Below are 20,859 nucleotides of genomic sequence, written 5' to 3'. Positions count from 1 at the left end.
GATACGTTTTATTGTTTTAACTTTGCTGACAATATTAACAATTTCTATGCCCTTTTCCTCATAATGAGTTCACAAAATGTATACATCTTAGGTATTGAATCATCTTGCGATGACACATCTGCTGCTATATTATGCAACGATCAAGTGTTGTCAAATGTTGTAGCTTCTCAAAAAATTCATGAGCAGTATGGTGGCGTTGTTCCAGAATTAGCTTCCAGAGCACATCAACAAAACATTGTTCCTGTTATTGATCAGGCAATAAAACAAGCTGGAATTACCAAATCAGATCTTTCTGCTATTGCTTTTACAAGAGGTCCTGGTCTTATGGGTTCTTTATTGGTCGGAACGTCATTTGCAAAATCTTTGGCTCTTTCTCTTGATATACCACTGATTGATGTAAATCATATGCAAGCGCATATTCTAGCACATTTTATTGATGAGGATGAGTATGACAAACCTGAATTTCCTTTTTTAGCATTAACCATTAGTGGAGGTCATACTCAAATAGTGAAAGTAAACAATCATTTTGATATGGAAATTATTGGGGAAACTATTGATGATGCAGTGGGAGAAGCATTTGATAAAAGTGCTAAAATTTTAGGCCTCCCTTATCCTGGTGGTCCTTTAGTAGATAAATATGCCCAATCTGGAGATCCCAAAGCTTTTCCTTTTACCAAACCGAGAGTTGATGGGCTGAATTTTAGCTTTAGTGGTTTTAAAACAGCAGTCCTCTATTTTATTCAAAAACAATTAAAGGAAAATCCACAGTTTATTGAGGAAAATTTGTACGATGTATGTGCTTCAATTCAGTACACTATTATTAATATTTTAATAGATAAATTAAAAAAAGCTTCTAAAGAAACTGGAATTAAAAGTATCGCTATTGGTGGAGGCGTATCTGCAAACTCAGGAATTCGAAAAGCATTAAAAGATGGCGAATTCAAATATGGATGGAAAACTTTCGTTCCTAAATTTGAATATACAACAGATAATGCTGCAATGATTGGTATTGTAGGATATTTGAAGTATTTGCAACAAGATTTTACAGATATGAGTATTGTAGCCAAAGCTAGAATTAAGTTTTAATTGTTATGCAACTTTTTTACAGCAAAGAAATTCTAGAATCCACGGAAGAATTTGAATTCTCTAGAGAAGAAAGCAAACATATTACCAAGGTATTGCGAAAAAAAGAAGGTGACTCATTACAAATTACTAACGGATTTGGTTTATTATGTAAGGGCATCATTACATTTTCCAGTCCTAATAAGTGTATAATAGCATTAAAAGAAAAGAAACTTCAAGATCCTAAAAATTATAGATTACATCTTGCAGTAGCTCCTACCAAAATGAACGATCGATATGAATGGTTTCTGGAAAAAGCAACAGAAATTGGTATTGATGAAATCACACCTATTATTTGTGATCATAGTGAGCGAAAAATAATAAAAAAAGAGCGTTTTGAACGTATTTTACAAAGTGCTATGAAGCAGTCTTTACAATATTACCTGCCAAAACTAAACCCTGCTATTTCCTTTTCAGATTTTCTACAAATGGAAAATAGCGATCAATTATTAATAGCACATTGTGAAGAAACTAATAAACAATCTTTACAAGAAACTCTGAAAACGAAGGGAAAAACTACCATTTTAATAGGTCCAGAAGGTGATTTTTCTAATAAAGAGATTGGAATGGCGCTAACTAAGGGCTACACTCCTATTACACTAGGAAATAACCGGTTAAGAACAGAGACTGCCGCCATAGTAGCAACACATAGTGTAGCATTTTTAAATCAGTAGAGGATATTTTAAAAATAAAAAAGCACTTTGATAGTTTTTCAAAGTGCTCTTGTATTTTCAGAAAAATCGGAAATTATCTAATCACCAATTTATCAGTTGAAATTCTTTTGTTGTTTTCCAATAATTGCACTAGATACACTCCTGGAGCAAAATTAGAAACATTTAAAATAGTAGAAGTATTAGTTAATTTTGTACTAGCAACTTCCTTACCAAGAATATTAAATATTTTAATTGTGGAATTATTATTTGCAATAGCAGGTAGATTAATTACACCGTCATTTACTGGATTAGGATATATTTTTATGGAATTGTTATTATCCGTAAATTCTGCAACACTTAAAGTAGCAGGAAAATCATTACTATCTCTTGCCGTAATAAAATAACTTCCATTATTTCTTTCGGTAATTAAACCTACTATATTAGTAGCTACTGTAGGTACTGTCTCTCCAATATAGTCAACATCAAAAAATGTTGCTCTAAACGTAAACATATCAGAATTTTGAGTAATAGGATATTCAGTTCCATTATCCCAAGTCATTGACGGAGTATTATCTACTGTAACATCCGAAAGTGCTATTAATTCAGACTCATAGTTTTCTGGGTTAGCTGCAAGCTGTGCCACAGTAACAATTTGAGGATCCACTGAATTTCCTGTGGTAGTAGCTGCTCCTGGATCAGCTGATGGTACAAACTGTAACTGCCCATTAAAACTGGTTAATTCTCCAGTGATACCAGTAACTCCATCACCCCTAGAATACATAGTTGTAATAACTGCACTATCATCATCTATTAATATAGCACCCGTTGCATCTTCAATAAACTTTTGATTCCTAAAAGTTTGTTGATATGTTATAAAAGCTTCTCCTGTTAACGTATAAAAATTATCTTCTGCAGAAGCTCTTAAAGCAGCTATATCAGAAACATCTGTTGCGGAAGCTACTGAAAAATTAACTGTTTCTATTACCTGAGGAGTAAGAGAACCTCCAGCATCTTTTAATTCTAGTGTAACTGAATAAGACTGTCCATCTACAACTGAAACACTTATTGGACTCATTGTTGTTGTCATTGGTGTTCCACCATCTACGATATACTCTACAACATTATCTCCTCCTAAAGTGAAATTATTTACAGAAAATGTTACATCTACAGAAGTAGTCCCTGGAGTAAAAACAGAAGAACTTGTACTTGCAATTAAAGAAGGATCGCTAGAAGCTCCAATCCAAGAACCAGGATCGAATATACCAACTACATCTTGAGCAGCAAATGTATGATTTGTACACCCCATAACTTCACTATCTGCCCATACATTCCATTCTGCTTCATCAAAAGTACTTGCAGAAGCTGTAACACTTCCTACTCTTTCTGCTCTTCCATCTTCATATTCGTGACAAGTACCAGATCCATCTTCGCCTGGTACACCAAATATATCAATAGTCATATCACTAGCGTCAAAAACAGCGATTTGATCGTCTCCATTACTATCTGCCGCTCCTCCAGTGCCTGCACTAATATCAGGAGCGAATCCAAAAACAGTTTGAAATTCAGTTCCATTTGCAGCAATGACAGCAAACTCTCCAGCAGCTAATGTACCTATTGGTGTAAGATCTATTCCTGAATTTTGTGGATCCATATTCCCATTAGTCCATCTTCTAAGTTCCCAATCGGTTAAATCAACATCAGAAGAGCTAATATTATAAATTTCAACATATCTAGCAGACGCATTATTATTAGGATCTGCTAACTCTGTTATAATTATTTGCCCAAAAGAAATGGTAGTACATAATAAAGTGAGTAATAAAGTAATTTTTTTCATAATTCCCATTAAAGTTAAAAAATAAGTATGTAAAGATACACATTAAGAACCTTTTAAGCCAATAATCAAAATTCTAGTAGAGGATTTAACCTTAAATTAAAACCTTAGTAACTTTATTATATATATTTAGCATGATTCAATGCTTCGAAAAAAGAGTGTTACTTTTTCGGTAACACTCTTTTTTTTAATCATTTCTAGGAGTTATTCACGGTAATATGAAACTCTTTTGGATGATAATCCATACCTTTTCGTATATCTTCTGTTTTTTCTTTCCCTATTAATTTTTCACAAATGTATAATCCTAAATCTAATGAAGAGGCAACTGCTCCTGCTGTTATTGTTTTGTGATCCTCTACTATTCTATCTTTCACAACTTCTCTACAATATTTATCTAAAGAGTCGTACTCGTTAAAGTTAGTTGTTGCTAATTTCCCTTTTAAAAATCCTGCTGCTCCCAACAATAAACTTCCAGTACAGATAGAAACGATATACTCAACATTCTTGGCAGTTTGTAACCATGATATAAACTCTTGATCATATTGTAATGCTCGAGTTCCATATCCTCCTGGAACGATAATCATATCATAAGAAGACAAGTCAGGCTTAACTTTATCCACAACCAACTCTAAACCAAAACTATCTTTAATAGATTTCTGGGTAGCACAAAGATCCCAATCTAAATCTATTAGATATTTTTTTGTCTTAATATTCTTTATTGGATCATAAATTCCAATAAAATCTAAAAGTGTTATTTCATTAAATAGTATATAGGCAATTTTCATGATACTTTAATCTTCAATATAACTTTCAAATCAATACATTGTATTAGGGTTTTCAGATTGTTTTGGGATTTGTTGAATTGCATCCCAATGCTCACAAATTTTTCCATTTTCATCAAACCGAAAAAAATCCATTGTTACGTACTGGTCATTTCCCGGCCAGGTTTGATGCGTATGTAATGCTACTAAATTTCCTTCTGCAATGCACCTTACAAATTCTATTGATTTATCTGCATACTCCTCTTGCATTCTTTCAAAATAAGAGACAAAACCTTCTGTACCATCAGCTACATCAGGGTTATGCTGAATATATTGATCTCCAACATACTTATCAATAGCTTCTCTTGGATTACCTTCGTAAGCCATTTTGTAAAATGCTACGGCATTCTCTTTATTTTGTTGTAAATCCATAATTTCTTTGTAAGGTATATGTTGTACTAATTACTTTTAAATAGGTACGGAAACATTTTAGAATTATTAACTAGCTATTCGCTAATGTTTCCTCTATGTAGACATCAATAATCTCTTCTAAAATATCTAAAGGTACGGCTCCATCTTTTAAAACGGCATTATGAAATTCTTTTAGTTCAAAACGATCTCCTAATTTTTGTTTTGCTTTTTCTCTTAATTCTAAGATTTTAAGCATCCCAATTTTATAGGCACAGGCTTGTCCAGGCCAAACAATATAACGTTCTATCTCGGTAGTAACCTCAGTTGTTGTCATTCCTGTATTTTGTACCATATAATCAATTGCCTGTTCTCTTGTCCATTTTTTATGATGAATTCCGGTATCCACTACTAACCGAACTGCTCTAAACATTTCTGCTTGTAATCTACCTAGATTTCCAAAAGGATCATTTTCATAAAAACCAAGTTCCCAAGCTAATTGTTCAGAATACAATGCCCAACCTTCCAGATAAGAAGTGAAGAGTCCGATAGTTCTAAAAATAGGAACACCTTCTAATTCTGATTGAATTGCAATCTGAAAGTGATGTCCAGGTATCCCTTCATGATAAGCTAAGGTTTTCATGCCAAATTTTACGGACTCGTGCACGTTTCTAAGATTTGCATAAAACACGCCGCCTCTAGATCCATCCATGGCTGGCGGATTATAATAAGCTCCAGCAGATCCTTCTTCTTTGAATTCAGGAACTCGCTTTACTTCTAATTCTGCTTTAGGTCTGATATCAAATGCATCATCCAAACCGTTACTTATTTCGGTAAGAATACGATTGTATTCATCTATAACCATCTGTCTTCCTTCATCATTGTTAGGAAAAAGAAAACGGTCTTCCTTATTTAATTCTTGAATAATTGCACCAATTGTTTTTGTGGAATCTTCATATCCTTCTGAAGAAAGAATTTCTTCCATTTCTTTTTTAATCCTAGACACTTCAGACAAACCAATATTGTGTACTTCTTCTGGATCTAAATCAGTTGTAGTGCGTTGCTTTAATTGATAGCGATAATAGGCATCTCCATCAGGCAATTTCCATACTCCAGCATCTGTTGTTGCTTTTTGTTTTAATTGCTCAAAGTAATTTATAAGTTTTTGATAAGCTCCAAATACTGTAGTTTTAACTTCTTCCTTTGCCTGTTTCTTAAGCTCTTCCTTCTCTTCTTGAGGCAAATCTTCAATCTTATCTACCTTCGTATCAAAATTACTATACAAGATATTTGATATTACCGCATCTTCACTTTCTTTAGGATTGTTAGCACTTTTTCCTATAAAACCATTCATCTCATCAAGAACACGATCCATCACAAATTTTGGTGGTATAATACCTTTTTCTTCTCTTATTTTTAAATTCTCAATAAGCTGATCAAACTTTGTATCGAATTTAGATAATCTAGTAATATAGGCTTCTGCATCACTTTTATCTCTCAACTTATGAGAATCTTCCATAAGACTTGGCAATGAACTCTGTATGCCACCCATTTGATTTACTGGATAATCATGATAGAAAAAACGTTCTCCATCTAACTCTCCTTCCAGATAGTAAGCTAAAATCCTTGTATTTAATTTATTAGCTTCTGATTGACTTTCAAAATCATAGCTTTTTAAGGTTTCATAGTCTTCTTTTATTTTCGTAAAAGTTTCCCATTGTTTCTTATCAGAAATATCATCCAACTCATCTTTTGACCAATCATAAATAACAGGAATTCCCATTGCCGTTGTTAATTCTGGGCTGTCTAATGCCAATTCAGCAAATATTTTATCATAAAAATGATTAATATTAAAAGGACGAAACCAGATTAAATTTCCGAGCCAAAATGCTCCTGCGGCAAAAATGACTAATAGTATTCTTGACGTCCAAAACTTCCAAGTACTTTTTTTTTTCATGATAATTGATTTATGTGGTTTCGATTGATTATTCTTTATTTAGTGTAAAMAGCCCAAATACACCATTGAAGATTTAATATATGCACTTGGTACAACTTCTTTGGTTCTTTTCATTAGGTCTTTTATTCCATTATCGTAATCTTTACTTCCTGCTACAATAACTATGTAGTATCCTTTTGAAAAACCACTATAAGCACTTGACCATTCTACACTTACAAAATTTCCATCATCATATCTTCCTCTGGCGACATAACATGGATATTCCCAATTACTCCCTTCACACTCAGTTTTTGACCAAGTTAGCCCTAAATCCCCATCACTTTGTTCTAAATTACGCAAATCAAGTGGTAGTTCTAATTTGCTAGCCAAAGAAGTTGCTTTTGAAAGCGCTTCCTTATAATCTTTAGTAGATGCAGCAATCAAAAAGTATTTTTTTATCTCTGGATTTTCTTCTTCACTTTGACTATATAGATTTCCAAAAAACAATGACACACATAAAAATAGTACTACCCTTTTTATATTGGAATTATCAGTTAAAAACATACTTTTCAATTTAAGACAATGTAAAGTTTCGTCTGAACTTTGTTACACCAAGTAGACGCAGAGACACCATTTTTGTTACATCATTTCTATACTAAATTTTCCCATAAATATCAGGTCAATTCTAGAGTATTCTAAGCTATTAAACTCTTATTTTAAAAGAATAATACATCTACTTAATAAAAATAATGCAAAAAAAAGTCATAATTATATTACTAATTATGACTTTAAAGTATGTAGAAAAAAGTAATTAATCAAATCTGTACTTTAGAAGCACCAGTAGTGATTAATTTATCGTTTTGGGTATAGGCTATAATTGTTAATTCATCTTTATCTTCTATCCAATCAGGGATTGATATCGAAACCGAATCAGCTTCTTTTGAACCTACGATTCTATTGGCAACAATATTCGTATTCTTTAAAGTTCTATTTCTATTTTCTCCTCTACCTATTTTGGTCACTCTTTCAGATACAATAAGTGCTAGTGTTATCTGCTTAAATGTATCTCCCTTTACATCATAGTTAATTTCGATAGCATTGTCTTTTCGTTGTACATCTTTCAACCTAATAGAATTGCTAGTTTTTAATTTTGAATAATTTTGAATTGCGGATACTGCTTTTCTACTATTAGATCCTGTAAAATGTTCACTACCATTCACTACTAGCTGAGGTGTATAAATAGATCTACTATTAAATTGATAAGCATAATCTCGTTGATAATCGGTAAATCCGGCTGTACTAAAAGGATCTTTCCAACCTAATCGGTTCCAGTAATCTACGTGATAGGATAATACAAAAACATTATCATCCTGATATTTTTCTTTGATGACATCCAGAAGTTCATCTGCTGGTGGACAACTACTACATCCTTGTGAGGTAAACAGTTCCATAACCACAATAGACTCATTTGTTTGCTGTGCATAAGTCCACGATGAAATTGTGATCGTTAATAGTATCAAAAGGTTTCTTATCATCTCTATTATTTTAGTACTTTTAGAATCTCTTATTTAGACGATGATGATTACAAAACTTACAAGTTTTATTGGCTTATTGCTCTTTTCTTCGATGATAAATGCTCAGGATATTGCTGTTTTACATTATAATGGTGGTGGCGATTGGTATAGTAACCCTACAGCTTTACCTAACCTTATTACTTTTTGTAATCAGAATATCAGCACAGCAATGAGTCCTAAGCCTAAAACTGTAAAACCAGAAAGTGTAGATATTTTTCAATATCCTTATATTCATATGACGGGTCATGGAAATGTATTCTTCACAGAGCAAGATGCTGAAAACTTACGTGAATATCTATTAAGTGGAGGATTTTTACATATCGATGATAACTATGGTATGGAACCTTATATCAGAAAAGAATTGGTGAAAATTTTTCCTGATTTAGAACTTGAGGAATTACCAGCTTCACACCCGATTTTTTCAATAAAATATAAGTTCCCCGATGGTTTACCGAAAATACACGAGCATGATGGAGAAAGACCTCAAGCATTAGGAATTACGCATGAAGGGCGTTTATTAGTACTCTTTACTTTTGAAAGTGATTTGGGAGATGGATGGGAAAACCCAGAAGTTCATAATGATCCAGAAGAAGTACGACAAAAAGCTTTAAAAATGGGAGCAAATATTATCAAGTACGCTTTTGAAAATTAATTACATGTCTTCACAACTCAATCACGAAAGCACAACCTTTATTAAAAAACAATTTCCAATCACTTTGGTATGTGATCGTGTAAATGCTCCAGCTAATATTGGTAGTATTTTTAGAATCGCCGATAGTTTTGGGGTAGAACATATCTATTTCTGTGGAGAAGACATTACAGTGATTAGCAAACGAATGGAGCGAACGGCTCGATCCACTCACCATTTTGTAGCATATCAACAAAACGAAAATATCATTGAAGTACTAGATGACTTGCAAAATAAAGGATATCAACTTATTGGTTTGGAGATTACTAACGATAGTATTGAAGTAGCCAATTGTAATTTTTCTAAAACTGATAAAATTGCATTGATTATTGGTGAAGAAAATCTAGGGATTTCGGAAACAGTTTTAGCAAGACTAACAAAAAGTGTGCACATCAACATGTACGGACAGAATAGTAGTATGAATGTAGCAACTGCTACTGGTATTGCACTTTATGAAATCACCAAGCAATTGATGATTGATCTAAAATAGTTATAAAATGAAACGTATAGATTCAAAGTTTAATTCGTTGTTTATGTTAACTTTGAGACTACTGAAAAATCATTCATATGAATTCAAAAACAATCGCATATGGTATTCTAAGAGCAGTTGGTGTTATTGTTGGAATACTCATCCTACTTTGGTTTTTATATAAAATACAATCCATTTTAATCTATATAGCTTTTGCTGCTGTATTTTCATTAATGGGAAGACCACTTGTATTATTCCTAAAACGAAGGTTGAAGTTTAACAACACCCTTGCGGTAATGTTTACTTTATTTATCTCGATAGGTCTTTTTATGAGCTTATTTCTACTTTTTGTTCCTATTGTTGCCGAACAAGGCCAATTGATTGGTGAAATCAACATCCATGAAGTTGGTGATGATTTAGATCGGTTAAATCAAGAGATCAGTGATTATTTTAATGTTGAAAAACTAAATTTTATTGAATTAATCAAGCAAACGGATTTAATGGAATTCTTTGATCTAAAAGCTATTCCTGATACTATTAATAATTTTTTAAGTGGTTTTGGAGCTTTACTCATCGGTCTGTTTTCTGTACTTTTTATCTCCTTTTTTCTTTTAAAGGATAGTCAACTTTTAGAAACAAGCCTATTAGTTTTTGCAAAAAAAGAAAATGAGACTCGATTCATGAGAGCCTTTAACAAGATCAAAGATTTATTATCTCGTTACTTCGTTGGTTTGTTACTTCAAGTATTAATCTTATTTGTTTTATACACCATTCTACTATTAATTTTTGGTGTTCATAATGCGGTGGCTTTAGCCCTTATTGCGGCTATCTTTAACCTGATTCCTTATGTGGGTCCTCTTTTTGGAGGAGCATTGGTACTTATTCTTGCAACTACCAGCAATTTAGGATCCGATTTTCAATCTGTTATCTTGCCCAAATTAACATACATTCTCATTGGTTATATTGTTATTCAGTTAATAGATAATTTCTTGAATCAGCCCTTAATTTTTGGTAATAGTGTAAAATCGCATCCTTTAGAGATTTTCCTTGCGATCCTCATTTTTGGAGCTTTATTTGGTATTGGAGGATTGATCGTTGCGGTACCTTTTTACACAGCAATAAAAGTAATTGCCAAGGAATTTTTATCGGAGTACAAAATTGTGAAGCAATTGACTAAAGAGTTGTAATTCTTGAATGATCATATTTTACATACCGAAGTACAAGCATATATCTTCGAAAAATCCAATAGCAATATTGATCTAACTAAATTAATTCTGTCGGGTAGTCCTTTTGAAGCTATCAGTGCGCAAGAAATAGCACAACAAATTAACGGACGATATAAAGCAAAAACTAAACTGCCTCTTTGGTATGATACAAAAGGAATTTATTATCCACCTACGATTAATTTAGAACAAACCTCATCAGCACTTACCGCTAGTTATAAAAGTGAATTAGTCTCTGGTACTTCTTTAATTGATTTAACAGGTGGTTTAGGTATTGATGACTATTTTTTTTCTCAAAAGATTGCTAAGATTATTCATTGTGAATTAAATACTGAACTTAGTAAAATAGCAAATCACAATTTTAAGACTTTAAATGCTACCAATATTGAAACTCGAGTTGGAGATGGGTTAGAGATCTTAAAAGATTTTAATCGTCTAGATTGGATTTATATTGACCCTTCTCGCAGACATGAAAGTAAGGGAAAAGTTTTTTTCCTGGAAGATTGTTTACCTGATGTTCCTTCTAATTTAGATTTTTTATTCTCTAAGAGTGATCATATTTTAATGAAAACTTCTCCTCTACTCGATATAAATGCTGGTTTAAAGTCATTGCGGTTTGTAAAAGAAATTCATGTAGTTGCTGTACAGAATGAGGTTAAAGAATTACTCTGGGTTATCGAAAAAGATGATACGGAAGATACCATCATAAAAACGATCAATCTTCAAAAGGATACTCGAGAATTATTTTCCTTCTCTTTAAAAGGTGAGAAAGACAACATTGCTAATGTATCACTTCCTAAAAGATACTTGTATGAACCAAATTCAGCAATTATGAAATCTGGAGGATTTTATAGTCTTTCTAAAAGTTATGAAGCAGAAAAACTTCATATGCATTCACATCTTTATACTTCAGACAACCTCATAGAATTTCCTGGAAGACGTTTTGAGATCATCCAATCAATTCCTTATCATAAAAAGAATATGAAAGCAGCGAATATCACCAAAGCCAATATTACTACTCGCAACTTTCCTGAAACAGTATCTCAGCTTCGGAAAAGGTTTAAAATAAAAGATGGCGGTGATATTTATTTATTTTTTACCACCAATTGTAGTAATGAAAAGATCGTATTAGTTTGTAATAAGCAGTAGTTTTAAGGATTTTACATTCGATTACAGCTCCGCGTTTCTAACAAATATCTGGTTTTCAATTGCATGAATCACCAATCCAGCGATATTCTTCGAACCCGTTTTGACAAGCAGATTATTTCGATGCCCTTCTACAGTTCTTGGACTTATAAATAACTGATCTGCTATTTCTGTAGTTGTTTTTTGTTCGCATATCAACTTTAATACTTCGCGCTCTCTTTTTGTCAAATATTCATCATCCTTAGCTTGTCTATTTGATTTGAGCGAAGCTTCCTCAAGCATCGTCATTACATTTTCGTCATAATAAAATCCTTTTACAGCAACATGATTAATGGTATTTATAACTTCAGTAGGATTTGCATTTTTGGCTAAATATGCAACTGCTCCTTGTTGTATCATATTCGTAATAAAAGGCTTGCTATAATAACTTGTTAGCGCAATGATTTTTATCTCAGGAAATTTTTTCTTTACAAGTTTTGTAGTTTCTACCCCATTAAGATCAGGCATTTTTAGATCCATCAGAATGATTTCAGGTAAATCTCTTGTGTTTTCTAATTGCTTAATGAGATCATTCCCATTTTCTGCCTGAATATTGATGTCGATATTTTGCTCTTTATTTAGAATAAATGTGATTCCTTGTCTAAATAAGGTTTCATCATCGGCTATGGCTAGTTTAATAATGTCTTTTTTCATGGTTTAGGTTTGTTAGTGCTGATGTTAAAAGTTACTCCATTCCCCACCTCACTATGATATGAAAGTTCCCCTTCGAGTATCTCTACTCGACTTTCAATGTTCTTTAGTCCGATTCCTTTGTTTTTACTTACAGTATTCATGTCGAATCCTGTTCCATTATCAGAATAATTTATGAACAGTTGTTCATTTTCTTCATTAATATCTAAAGTGACATTCGTGGCTTTACCATGTCTTACGGAATTGTTTAACAACTCCTGAATGATCCTGAAGATATGCAATTCATTGTTCTTAGACAATAAATTTGTATAAACAATCTGATGATTTATTTTAATTTTCTGACTGCACACAAACTCATCACATAGTTCTTCTATGGCTGCTTGTAGCCCAAAATTCTCTAGTATTGGAGGTAATAAATTATGAGCCAATCTTCTGGAACTTTCTAAAGTCTTGGTAGTAACGGAAAGTATATGCTGTAAGGTTCGCTCTTTTTCATCTTCTTCTAAATTTCCATCAATTAAAAAATTGGTGCTTAAACTCACCACATTTAGTTTAGAGCTAATCGCATCATGCAAATCCTGAGCGATTCTTTTTCGTTCTTCTTCTTGTACTTCAATAGTGCTATGTAGCAAATCTTTTTGGTAAGAGATCTCTAGATTTGCTTTTTCTAGTTCTTTCTGAATAATTTTTTTATTTGAAAAATAGAAAAACAACAATAACGCTGAAGCCATTAATAGCAATATAGTGATCCCAGCGATTAGCATAAATATTATTGAATTTCCTTCTGATAAAACGACTTCTTCCATTCTACGAATATTAGAATTTGGTACACTACAAACAGAACTGAATTAATAATCCAGATTGACTTATTAAGTATTGAATTAGATGCAATAATATAATTTCCTGCCACGAATAATAATGTACTACCTGTGAGATATATAAATATCCCTGAGTTGATATAAAAATACTCTTTTTCTTTTCCCAACATATTATAAAAATGGACAATAGAATACATTATTAAGGGAACTGAGGTTAAGACTATTTCAAACAAATTAAATTTAAAAAATAAATCTGTATCGTATATATATTGAAATAGTATTGTACAAACGACTATTATCAAAATAATATTTAACATCCGTTTTTGACGTTCATTCTTTAAAAGCTTCTTATAGAAAAATGACAATATGGTAAATTGAATAATAAAATAGAAATGTGAGAGAAAGATATTATTTTCCTTTAAATTCCAAAGAGTTAATAATCCAAGCTGAATGAGAAAAATTATTACTAAATAACAAGATAAAATTTTAAAGGTTTTTCCATTACTAGAAAAACCTTTAAGAAATACTATTACATTTATTAATAAGATAAATGTTCCTATATACGCTATTAATTGATTGTAATTCATTAATCATTTAAAGGGCTAGAACTATCACATGTATTCGGGCAAGGACTTGTAAAATCATAAATACCACTAGAAGGATCATCTGTTAAACCTAAAGATTCACCATCTATCTCTCCATTGATAATATCTCTATATACACCATCAATTTGCTTCGTTCCTACAAGCAATAGTCTTTCTTCAACAGGACTCCCATCTTCAGCTCCTATAGCCATATAAGCTCTTACATCCAATTTCTTTTTAGTAGCACGTTTTTGAGCTTTAGCAGCTGCTTTATCTCCTATGAGTCCTAATTCGTTTAGAACTTCAATTAAATCTGCTGTGGGAACCAAAAAAGCTTTACAATTATCGGGGCATTGTTTCCTCCACTCTGCTGTCCAACCTTGCGCTTTTTCTAATGACACTGTGTTTTCGTCGTTTGGATTCATTTTGTTTTAATTTAGATTAATAATATGATTAAATAAGCTTACAAAATATGGAGTAACTAGTATGCAAATTATGTATCTAAAGAAGAAAACATTTAACAGCACAAAGCAATTTTAGTTCTTCCATAGATTTGTCTAAATTTATGATAAATACTATGGAAATCGTAAGAGAAGTCTAAAAAAATCATAAAAAAAGAGCTTATCTATAGAAAGTCAATTACTTATAACTAAGAAATTAATTATCCAAAGGGCTCTGGTCATCGCAAGTATTAGGACAAGGACTTGTAAAATCATAAATTCCGCTTGTTGTATTAGGAGGTCTTGTTCCTTTTCCATCTAGAGTACCATTGATAAAATCTCTGTGAATCCCAGTTATAGTATCTAACTTAGTTCCTACAATCAGTATTTTATCTATGGACGTTTTTCCAATTTTTTCAATCGCCATATATACACGTACTCCTTGATTAGTGGTATCTGCTGATGTTGCTGCAGCATCATTGATTACACCTATTTCATTAAGTACTTGTACTAAATCCGCTGCAGGCACAAAATAACTTCTAGTAGCTGTAGTATCAGGATTTGCCGTTCTCCAAGCACTTGTCCACTCTTTTGCTGTATCTAATGAAACCGTATCTGTGGTATTTTTTTCTTGCATCAATTTAGCATCGAGTGCATTCTTCAATTTTCGTTTGGTAATATTAAAGTTGGCTTCTTTGGTAGTTAAAATTGGAGAAAAATGAGATTCTTGTATGTTTTCAGCGATTAAATTTACAGTTGATTGATTTGATGCTACTGCCTTTTTTCCTTCTTCTATATAATACACAAAGAGTAAAAGTACAGAAGACATAATGATGATCAGTGTAACGTTTTTGATTTTCATAATCTATTTGGTTTTAATTAGTATTCCTTAAATGTATAAAAAAACTATAATTTCCCCATAGACAATTGTTAAAATCAATTTTTGATTAGTATTATGAAAAAGACCTCACAGGTTTTTGAAACCTGTGAGGTCTGAAATAATATATATTAAAGAAAAATCTTTGTTAATCAGGTCTACAAGTATTTGGGCAAGGATCTGTAAAATCATAAGCTGATCGATTATTTCCATTTTTTGTTTTAGCAGCTATTTTGGTATCAACAATTGGCACAAAAACAGTAGTTAACTTATTGTCTTTATTAAGCCCCCAAGATAAATTGATATACTCCACTTCTGTATTTGCCATATGTTGTACAGCATTAGGTTCCATACTAAAATAACGGATGCGTATTCCATCATAAGAAGTAACCTCATTTAAATCCAATGATGATTTTTGATTCCATGAGCCAACAAAATCTGCTGCTTCATCAAATTGTAATATATGTTTAGACACCATTGGATCAGAAATTGTTTCCTTATTAAAAACAATAGTTCGTAGTTCTTGAAGTTGATCATTAATACGTAAATCTTCGTTTTGTAATACTAATTCTTCATCAAGAACAGTTCCTTTAGCATCAATACTTACCACTTTTACCTGTAATTTACCTTCTATAACTCCAGGAACAAAGCGTACTAAATAGACATTTTTATGATTTAATATGCTTTTTAGTTGTTCTACAGAAATTGGGTAGTTCATTTCTTTTCCTGTAAAAATTTTGGATAAATCTGCTTCTTGCCAATTTTTGGCAAATGAATTTTCGTTTAGTTGTTCAGTTGATTCACTTGTGACTTCTTCTTGTTGGCAAGAAATAAACAATAAAAATATCACTGCTGTGAGGATCTGTATGAAATGTTTAATTTTCATATGTAATAGGTTTTAAGTTATGATTAAATTTAAACCAAAAACTAAAATTTCCCTAACACTATTTACATAATTAAATCTAGAATTTTAGACCTCATAGGTTTTAGAAACCTGTGAGGTCTAATTACATATTAAAAATATCCTCTCCAACCTCTCCTTCCAAAGGAGAGGAACATTTAGTCTCCTCGCCGCGGCGAGGAGATTTAGAGAGATGTCAACATAAGTCTATTTTTAATTCTTATCTGCAGATACCAGCCCTCTAGAGTCTATAAAAGAAATAGGTTTTCGACTCATCTCTGGGAACTTTTTGGCTTTTAATGCTTCTTTAGCGTTCAGTACCAAGTCCGGTACTACTCTAAGATTGGCTCGTAGGTGTTCTTTGAGTTCTTTTTGTTGTAAAGCACTCAAACTATCTGATACATGAATCAATAATTTATCTGTTCCCAAATCACCCGTAATTACTTCGATCACATACATTCCTATACCTTCAAAACTGGTCAAAACTTCAATAACACTTTGCGGATATAAGGTAGTTCCTTTATACTTGATCATATGTTTTTTTCGACCCAAAACAGGACTTAAACGCATTGTTGTTCTACCGCAGCTACATGGTTCTGTATGCGCTTGTACCATATCGCCAGTAGTATATCGAATTAAAGGCATTGCTTCAATCCCTAGAGTGGTAATTGCTAATTCCCCAACTTCTCCTTCCGCTACCGGAGTCCCTTCATCATTAAGTATTTCTGTGATAATTAGTTCTGGACGATGATGGCCTCCTTGATGTGCGGAACATTCTGTAAAAGCAGTACTCATTTCCGTAGAGGCATATGTAGAATATAATTCTATATCCCACTTTTCTTTAATCTTACTTCCTAAAGTGTTTAAATTAAAGTTTTGATCTCTTAAGGGTTCTCCTATACAGATAGCCGCTTTTACAGAAGAATTATGGTAATCTATTCCATGCGCTTCTGCATAAGAAATCAGTTTTAATAGAAAAGAAGGAACTACTACTAAATATGTAGATTGAAAACGATGTATCGAATCCCATTGTAATTCAGGAATACCTGATCCTACTCTCACCATTGCTGCGCCTAATTTTCTAGTTCCTAAAAAATAAGCTAAACCAGCCATAAACCTTCTATCTAAGGTAGTTGTAAGCTGTACCACATCTTTTTTAGTAACTCCAGCTGTAGCAAAAGAAGTAGCTTCATTATAGGCTAGTCGCTCTAAATCCTTTTCGGTAAGTGCAAAGGTAACCGGCTTTCCTAAAGTTCCTGAAGTGGTTACATAGTCTACAATTTCAGATTTTGGAACACACAAAAAATCATCATTATATTCCTGTAAATCATCCTTGGTTGTGATTGGAAGTTTTTTAAGATCTGTAACCCTTTTGATATCAGATGCAGAAAGTTCTAATTGATCAAACAATCGTTTGTAATAAGGTGAGTTTTGCAATACAAAAGAAATTAACTCCTGGAGTTTTTCATTCTGCAAATTCTCTATTTCCGTCTGTGTAGATCGTTCTATATCTTRAATCATCAACTTAAATTTTTCGTTCGCATTTTCTAATATACTTCTGTATATTTTCCACATCCGGAACTGTAGTTACTTCTCTTTTTAAGGCTTGTTTAAAAGCAATCAATGCCTTTTTATACTTTTTATGTGTGTAGTAATATTCTCCAATAACAAAATGAGTAGCCCAATAATTAGGGTTTAATCGTTGAAACTTGGCTAGTTCCTCTTCGGAAATAGTTGCTTCATTTTCTGTAGCACTTTCTATTTTTCTGCTTAAAATTCTAAATGCCTCATAATTTTCATAGGTCTTAGTATGAATAAAAGGATCTTCAGGAACATTCAACGCTTCAGAAGCAATGACTACATCTTCTTTTTGCTTTGCAATTCTATCAAAAACCTCATCGAGATCATAGGCCACAAATTCTCCCATCTGATAAGGATTTGTAGACACCCATACTTTTCGTTCTTCAGGTTGAAATACAATCCCATGATGCGCCAACATCTGATTTAAAGCCTTTTCATTACCATAACCTATCAACTTATCTTCTAAGCCTTCTTTATTGCGTAAAATAGCAACCGCTTTTTCTGGATTGAGCTTGTCATTTTCTGATAATAGTTCGGTCATTCTTTGATAGCGATAAAAAGAATGACTCTCTTCGATGGCTTTTTGATTGCGTTTATCTTCTTTATAAGAATCACTCTGAAAATGATTCGAACATATCAATTGATTTGAATTCGGGACATTATACACTCCAAAATTATCTGGAGAAACTTCTATTAAAGCAGCTCTTTTATCTTTTGCACTTCCAATCATGATAGATTCGGAAACGAATACTTCTCTTTTCTTGGCAATAGCAACAGCTTCTTCAATAGTGGAGGCATATTGTAATATTTCTCTTGTAAGAATAGAAATCGGTGTTTTGGCAATTAATGGAATTTTTGATTTCCCCGCATTTATTGTTACCGTTAATCCAGTTTCATTCATACCCGATAAAGCTCCCATCATTCCTGCCCATCCATAGGTCATAAACTTATACCCTTTAGATGGGTTCATAAATGTTACTAATTTCTCCTTGGAAAAATCATCTCCCGCGTAAAAATCAAAATTACGTCCAATTAATAACTTTCCATCATTCGTTTTATCGCCCCAAGCAGCAAATGATGTACATCCCACTAGCATCAAATCTTGTAACGCATGACCGATATCATGCGCGCCATGTGCATACAACATTCGCACATATGGCTCAGCGAAGTCATTATAATCATTAGAGGCATATCTGGAAACTCCGTAAATTTCGGTTTTAAATTCCTCAGGAACATTCAGATGTAATTTCCTGTTATACCAAGCTACCACCTTACTTAAAAATCGCAAATAACTTTCTGAAGGCACTAATTCTGTTACCTTACCAATAAAAGCATCTTCCTGAATTTTTATTAATTCTCTACTTAAACTTCCTGCGGCAATTCCTCTTTCTAGTGGTGTACCTTCTATATACAATTCCCATAAACCTTGCTTATTTTTTCGTAACAGATTGTTATTTAATGTATAAAAGGTATTGCTATGTTTTACCCTAGTCGTATCCACATTTTCGATACCTGAAATATCTGGTCTCGCTCGTAATGATTTTTTAACCCCACAAGAAGATGAAAGCACTATCAGAGACAGTAAAAAAATATGATATAAGAACTTCTTCTTCATTATGAATCCAACATCTCTTTTTCTGCTAATGCATTTTTAATATTCTGTAATAGTGTTTCCTTTCCCACTAATTCTCCACAAGTAACTACTGCGCTAATAGTAACACCTAATACGCCATGCATATTCAATCCCTGACCTGTAAATAACAAGTTAGGAATTTTGGTTCTAGGCGATAAAAATGATTTCATTGGGTTTTCAGCATCTTTAGCAAAACCATACATTGATCCTTCATAACAACCTATATAATCTCTATATGACAAAGGTGTTGATGTATGAACAGATTTGATACAAGATCGAATATTAGGAAACTTTTTTTCAAGTTCCTTTAGATAAGCTTCAATCTTTCGTTGCTTAAACTCTTCATAATCTTCTCCTCGATCATTTTTTTGAGCAACTGTATTAAAGGTATCTGCCCAAGCTTGTGTTTCTTCAAATCGCATATAGGCAATTGATGTCAAATTCTCTGCAAAACCAGGGTTTTTAAGATCTTCATTCATCGATATCAAATAGGCTTCGGGCCAATTTTCCTCGGTATAATCCTGAGTTGTCCAGACTTTATCTTCARTAAGTGTATGATAATAGTTTTTATTTAGATAAGGAAAGGTTCCTTTTTCAAACACTAAATAAATACTGAAGGATGAAATGATACTTTCGGTATTTTGGATTCTCTTATAATACAAATTTCTAAAGTGCTCTTTCCCGATAATCTGTAAAGTAAGCTTAGGATCGACATTAGAAATAAAGTTATCTCCATAAAAGGTATCACCTTTGGTTGTGGAAACAGAAACTATCTCTTTTTCTTCAAAATTAAAGGTATTAACTTCTTGATACTTATAAATGGTACCTCCAAGGGCTCTAAATCGTTTTACTAAGAGCTTAGCAATCTGACTTCCTCCTTGAATACATCTCCAAGCACTTTCCATGTAGGAATTAATAGATAATGCATGCACATAAAAAGGAGTTTTATTTGGATCTCCAGCATACAATAAGTTCGATCCAGCTAAAACTGCTCTTAGTTTTGGGTTTTGAACCACACTATCAATATAATCCTTTGCTTTAAGAGTCAACAAATCTTCACCATAATACCGATCACCTTCCTGCAAATTGTACAAAGGAAATCTATAACAGGTATCTTTTACTTTTTCTACATATGTACGTATTCCTTCTTCTTCTTCAGGAAAGAATTTCAGCAACTGATTTACGAAATTATCATAACCTTGTGCATGAGGATATTCTTTTTCGTCATTATCAAAAGTGATGACATCGTATGCATCGATATTCATTCTCTTGATTTTGAGATCCTCCATGATATCCAAATAAGAAAAGTATTGGTACAAATTTTGTCCTTTATCGAGCCCTCCTATATAGTGAATTCCTGTATCGAATATACTCTTATCTCTTACAAAGGTTTGTAAGTTTCCTCCAAACTGGTTATTCTTTTCTAAGACACACACTTTTTTGCCTTCTTTGGCAAGAATGTTTGCCGAAACCAATCCTCCTAACCCACTACCGATAATGACAACATCAAATTTATCCTGCATG

Annotated in this window: 20 protein-coding genes; 6 read left to right on the top strand and 14 right to left on the bottom strand. The window is 32.6% G+C overall.

The features are described 5' to 3' along the window. Positions 1-63 precede the first annotated feature (63 nt). Both tsaD and GBO31_RS16990 read left to right on the top strand, forming a co-directional pair. Positions 64-1,086, top strand: a complete 1,023-nt coding sequence (gene tsaD / locus GBO31_RS16995; RefSeq protein ID WP_219009559.1) for a tRNA (adenosine(37)-N6)-threonylcarbamoyltransferase complex transferase subunit TsaD — start codon at positions 64-66, stop codon at positions 1,084-1,086. A gap of 5 nt (positions 1,087-1,091) precedes the next feature. Then, positions 1,092-1,796 (top strand): 16S rRNA (uracil(1498)-N(3))-methyltransferase, encoded by a 705-nt coding sequence (locus tag GBO31_RS16990; RefSeq protein WP_219009558.1) that lies wholly within the window; start codon positions 1,092-1,094, stop codon positions 1,794-1,796. A gap of 73 nt (positions 1,797-1,869) precedes the next feature. On the opposite strand, the gene GBO31_RS16985 is transcribed toward GBO31_RS16990, so the two are convergent. The 6 genes from GBO31_RS16985 to GBO31_RS16960 all read right to left on the bottom strand — a co-directional run bounded on the left by GBO31_RS16985 (position 1,870) and on the right by GBO31_RS16960 (position 8,246). Next, positions 1,870-3,609 carry a T9SS type A sorting domain-containing protein gene (locus GBO31_RS16985; protein ID WP_219009557.1) on the bottom strand — a complete coding sequence of 580 codons (1,740 nt, stop codon included), beginning with the start codon at positions 3,607-3,609 and terminating at the stop codon, positions 1,870-1,872. A gap of 194 nt (positions 3,610-3,803) precedes the next feature. Next, on the bottom strand, positions 3,804-4,391 hold the full coding sequence (locus GBO31_RS16980) for a DJ-1/PfpI family protein (RefSeq protein ID WP_219009556.1): 588 nt from the start codon (positions 4,389-4,391) through the stop codon (positions 3,804-3,806). A 30-nt stretch (positions 4,392-4,421) separates the two neighbouring features. Continuing rightward, positions 4,422-4,799: a nuclear transport factor 2 family protein gene (locus GBO31_RS16975; RefSeq protein WP_219009555.1), complete on the bottom strand. Its 378-nt coding sequence runs from the start codon at positions 4,797-4,799 to the stop codon at positions 4,422-4,424. Positions 4,800-4,869: 70 nt separating this feature from the next. Beyond that, positions 4,870-6,732, bottom strand: a complete 1,863-nt coding sequence (locus tag GBO31_RS16970; RefSeq protein WP_219009554.1) for a DUF885 domain-containing protein — start codon at positions 6,730-6,732, stop codon at positions 4,870-4,872. A gap of 39 nt (positions 6,733-6,771) precedes the next feature. After that, positions 6,772-7,275: a hypothetical protein gene (locus GBO31_RS16965; protein WP_219009553.1), complete on the bottom strand. Its 504-nt coding sequence runs from the start codon at positions 7,273-7,275 to the stop codon at positions 6,772-6,774. Positions 7,276-7,526: 251 nt separating this feature from the next. After that, positions 7,527-8,246, bottom strand: coding sequence for a DUF1223 domain-containing protein (locus GBO31_RS16960; RefSeq protein WP_219009552.1), 720 nt, complete (start codon positions 8,244-8,246; stop codon positions 7,527-7,529). Between the two features lie 40 nt (positions 8,247-8,286). Here GBO31_RS16960 and GBO31_RS16955 point away from each other — a divergent pair, with 40 nt between their 5' ends. From GBO31_RS16955 to GBO31_RS16940, 4 genes are all read left to right on the top strand, one after another. Continuing rightward, positions 8,287-8,937, top strand: a complete 651-nt coding sequence (locus GBO31_RS16955) for a DUF4159 domain-containing protein (RefSeq protein WP_219009551.1) — start codon at positions 8,287-8,289, stop codon at positions 8,935-8,937. 4 nt (positions 8,938-8,941) lie between these two features. After that, on the top strand, positions 8,942-9,463 hold the full coding sequence (locus GBO31_RS16950) for a TrmH family RNA methyltransferase (protein ID WP_219009550.1): 522 nt from the start codon (positions 8,942-8,944) through the stop codon (positions 9,461-9,463). Positions 9,464-9,540: 77 nt separating this feature from the next. Further along, the gene (locus tag GBO31_RS16945) at positions 9,541-10,629 is read left to right on the top strand and encodes an AI-2E family transporter (protein WP_219009549.1); all 1,089 of its coding nucleotides are present in this window, start codon (positions 9,541-9,543) and stop codon (positions 10,627-10,629) included. 3 nt (positions 10,630-10,632) lie between these two features. Continuing rightward, positions 10,633-11,814, top strand: coding sequence for a class I SAM-dependent methyltransferase (locus tag GBO31_RS16940; protein WP_219009548.1), 1,182 nt, complete (start codon positions 10,633-10,635; stop codon positions 11,812-11,814). 21 nt (positions 11,815-11,835) lie between these two features. Here GBO31_RS16940 and GBO31_RS16935 read toward each other — a convergent pair whose 3' ends face one another. The 8 genes from GBO31_RS16935 to GBO31_RS16900 form a co-directional block, all read right to left on the bottom strand. Next, positions 11,836-12,504, bottom strand: a complete 669-nt coding sequence (locus GBO31_RS16935) for a response regulator transcription factor (protein ID WP_219009547.1) — start codon at positions 12,502-12,504, stop codon at positions 11,836-11,838. Continuing rightward, positions 12,501-13,307, bottom strand: a complete 807-nt coding sequence (locus GBO31_RS16930) for a sensor histidine kinase (RefSeq protein ID WP_219009546.1) — start codon at positions 13,305-13,307, stop codon at positions 12,501-12,503. The genes GBO31_RS16935 and GBO31_RS16930 overlap by 4 nt, the downstream gene beginning before the upstream one ends. 598 nt (positions 13,308-13,905) lie before the next feature. Further along, the gene (locus tag GBO31_RS16925) at positions 13,906-14,328 is read right to left on the bottom strand and encodes a hypothetical protein (RefSeq protein WP_219009545.1); all 423 of its coding nucleotides are present in this window, start codon (positions 14,326-14,328) and stop codon (positions 13,906-13,908) included. A gap of 232 nt (positions 14,329-14,560) precedes the next feature. After that, on the bottom strand, positions 14,561-15,205 hold the full coding sequence (locus GBO31_RS16920) for a hypothetical protein (RefSeq protein ID WP_219009544.1): 645 nt from the start codon (positions 15,203-15,205) through the stop codon (positions 14,561-14,563). A gap of 163 nt (positions 15,206-15,368) precedes the next feature. Continuing rightward, the gene (locus GBO31_RS16915) at positions 15,369-16,106 is read right to left on the bottom strand and encodes a hypothetical protein (protein ID WP_219009543.1); all 738 of its coding nucleotides are present in this window, start codon (positions 16,104-16,106) and stop codon (positions 15,369-15,371) included. Positions 16,107-16,334: 228 nt separating this feature from the next. Beyond that, positions 16,335-17,642, bottom strand: coding sequence for a phenylacetate--CoA ligase family protein (locus tag GBO31_RS16910; protein ID WP_219009542.1), 1,308 nt, complete (start codon positions 17,640-17,642; stop codon positions 16,335-16,337). Positions 17,643-17,646: 4 nt separating this feature from the next. Continuing rightward, positions 17,647-19,317 carry a C45 family autoproteolytic acyltransferase/hydolase gene (locus GBO31_RS16905; protein ID WP_219009541.1) on the bottom strand — a complete coding sequence of 557 codons (1,671 nt, stop codon included), beginning with the start codon at positions 19,315-19,317 and terminating at the stop codon, positions 17,647-17,649. After that, entirely contained in the window at positions 19,317-20,858 is a 1,542-nt protein-coding gene (locus GBO31_RS16900; RefSeq protein ID WP_219009540.1) for a phytoene desaturase family protein, read from the bottom strand. Before GBO31_RS16900 ends, GBO31_RS16905 begins: the two co-directional genes overlap by 1 nt. Position 20,859 lies beyond the last annotated feature (1 nt).

The organism is Aquimarina litoralis (assembly GCF_019295435.1).
GTDB lineage: Bacteria > Bacteroidota > Bacteroidia > Flavobacteriales > Flavobacteriaceae > Aquimarina > Aquimarina litoralis_A.
The sequence above is the reverse complement of the archived record's forward strand: the minus strand, read 5'-3'. Positions and strand labels throughout refer to the sequence as shown.

Bases quoted from the DNA above. Each gene is read 5' to 3' on its own strand.
- tsaD (WP_219009559.1), top strand. From the start codon at position 64: ATGAGTTCACAAAATGTATACATCTTAGGTATTGAATCATCTTGCGAT.
- GBO31_RS16990 (WP_219009558.1), top strand. From the start codon at position 1,092: ATGCAACTTTTTTACAGCAAAGAAATTCTAGAATCCACGGAAGAATTT.
- GBO31_RS16985 (WP_219009557.1), bottom strand. From the start codon at position 3,609: ATGAAAAAAATTACTTTATTACTCACTTTATTATGTACTACCATTTCT.
- GBO31_RS16980 (WP_219009556.1), bottom strand. From the start codon at position 4,391: ATGAAAATTGCCTATATACTATTTAATGAAATAACACTTTTAGATTTT.
- GBO31_RS16975 (WP_219009555.1), bottom strand. From the start codon at position 4,799: ATGGATTTACAACAAAATAAAGAGAATGCCGTAGCATTTTACAAAATG.
- GBO31_RS16970 (WP_219009554.1), bottom strand. From the start codon at position 6,732: ATGAAAAAAAAAAGTACTTGGAAGTTTTGGACGTCAAGAATACTATTA.
- GBO31_RS16960 (WP_219009552.1), bottom strand. From the start codon at position 8,246: ATGATAAGAAACCTTTTGATACTATTAACGATCACAATTTCATCGTGG.
- GBO31_RS16955 (WP_219009551.1), top strand. From the start codon at position 8,287: ATGATGATTACAAAACTTACAAGTTTTATTGGCTTATTGCTCTTTTCT.
- GBO31_RS16950 (WP_219009550.1), top strand. From the start codon at position 8,942: ATGTCTTCACAACTCAATCACGAAAGCACAACCTTTATTAAAAAACAA.
- GBO31_RS16945 (WP_219009549.1), top strand. From the start codon at position 9,541: ATGAATTCAAAAACAATCGCATATGGTATTCTAAGAGCAGTTGGTGTT.
- GBO31_RS16935 (WP_219009547.1), bottom strand. From the start codon at position 12,504: ATGAAAAAAGACATTATTAAACTAGCCATAGCCGATGATGAAACCTTA.
- GBO31_RS16930 (WP_219009546.1), bottom strand. From the start codon at position 13,307: ATGGAAGAAGTCGTTTTATCAGAAGGAAATTCAATAATATTTATGCTA.
- GBO31_RS16925 (WP_219009545.1), bottom strand. From the start codon at position 14,328: ATGAATCCAAACGACGAAAACACAGTGTCATTAGAAAAAGCGCAAGGT.
- GBO31_RS16920 (WP_219009544.1), bottom strand. From the start codon at position 15,205: ATGAAAATCAAAAACGTTACACTGATCATCATTATGTCTTCTGTACTT.
- GBO31_RS16915 (WP_219009543.1), bottom strand. From the start codon at position 16,106: ATGAAAATTAAACATTTCATACAGATCCTCACAGCAGTGATATTTTTA.
- GBO31_RS16905 (WP_219009541.1), bottom strand. From the start codon at position 19,317: ATGAAGAAGAAGTTCTTATATCATATTTTTTTACTGTCTCTGATAGTG.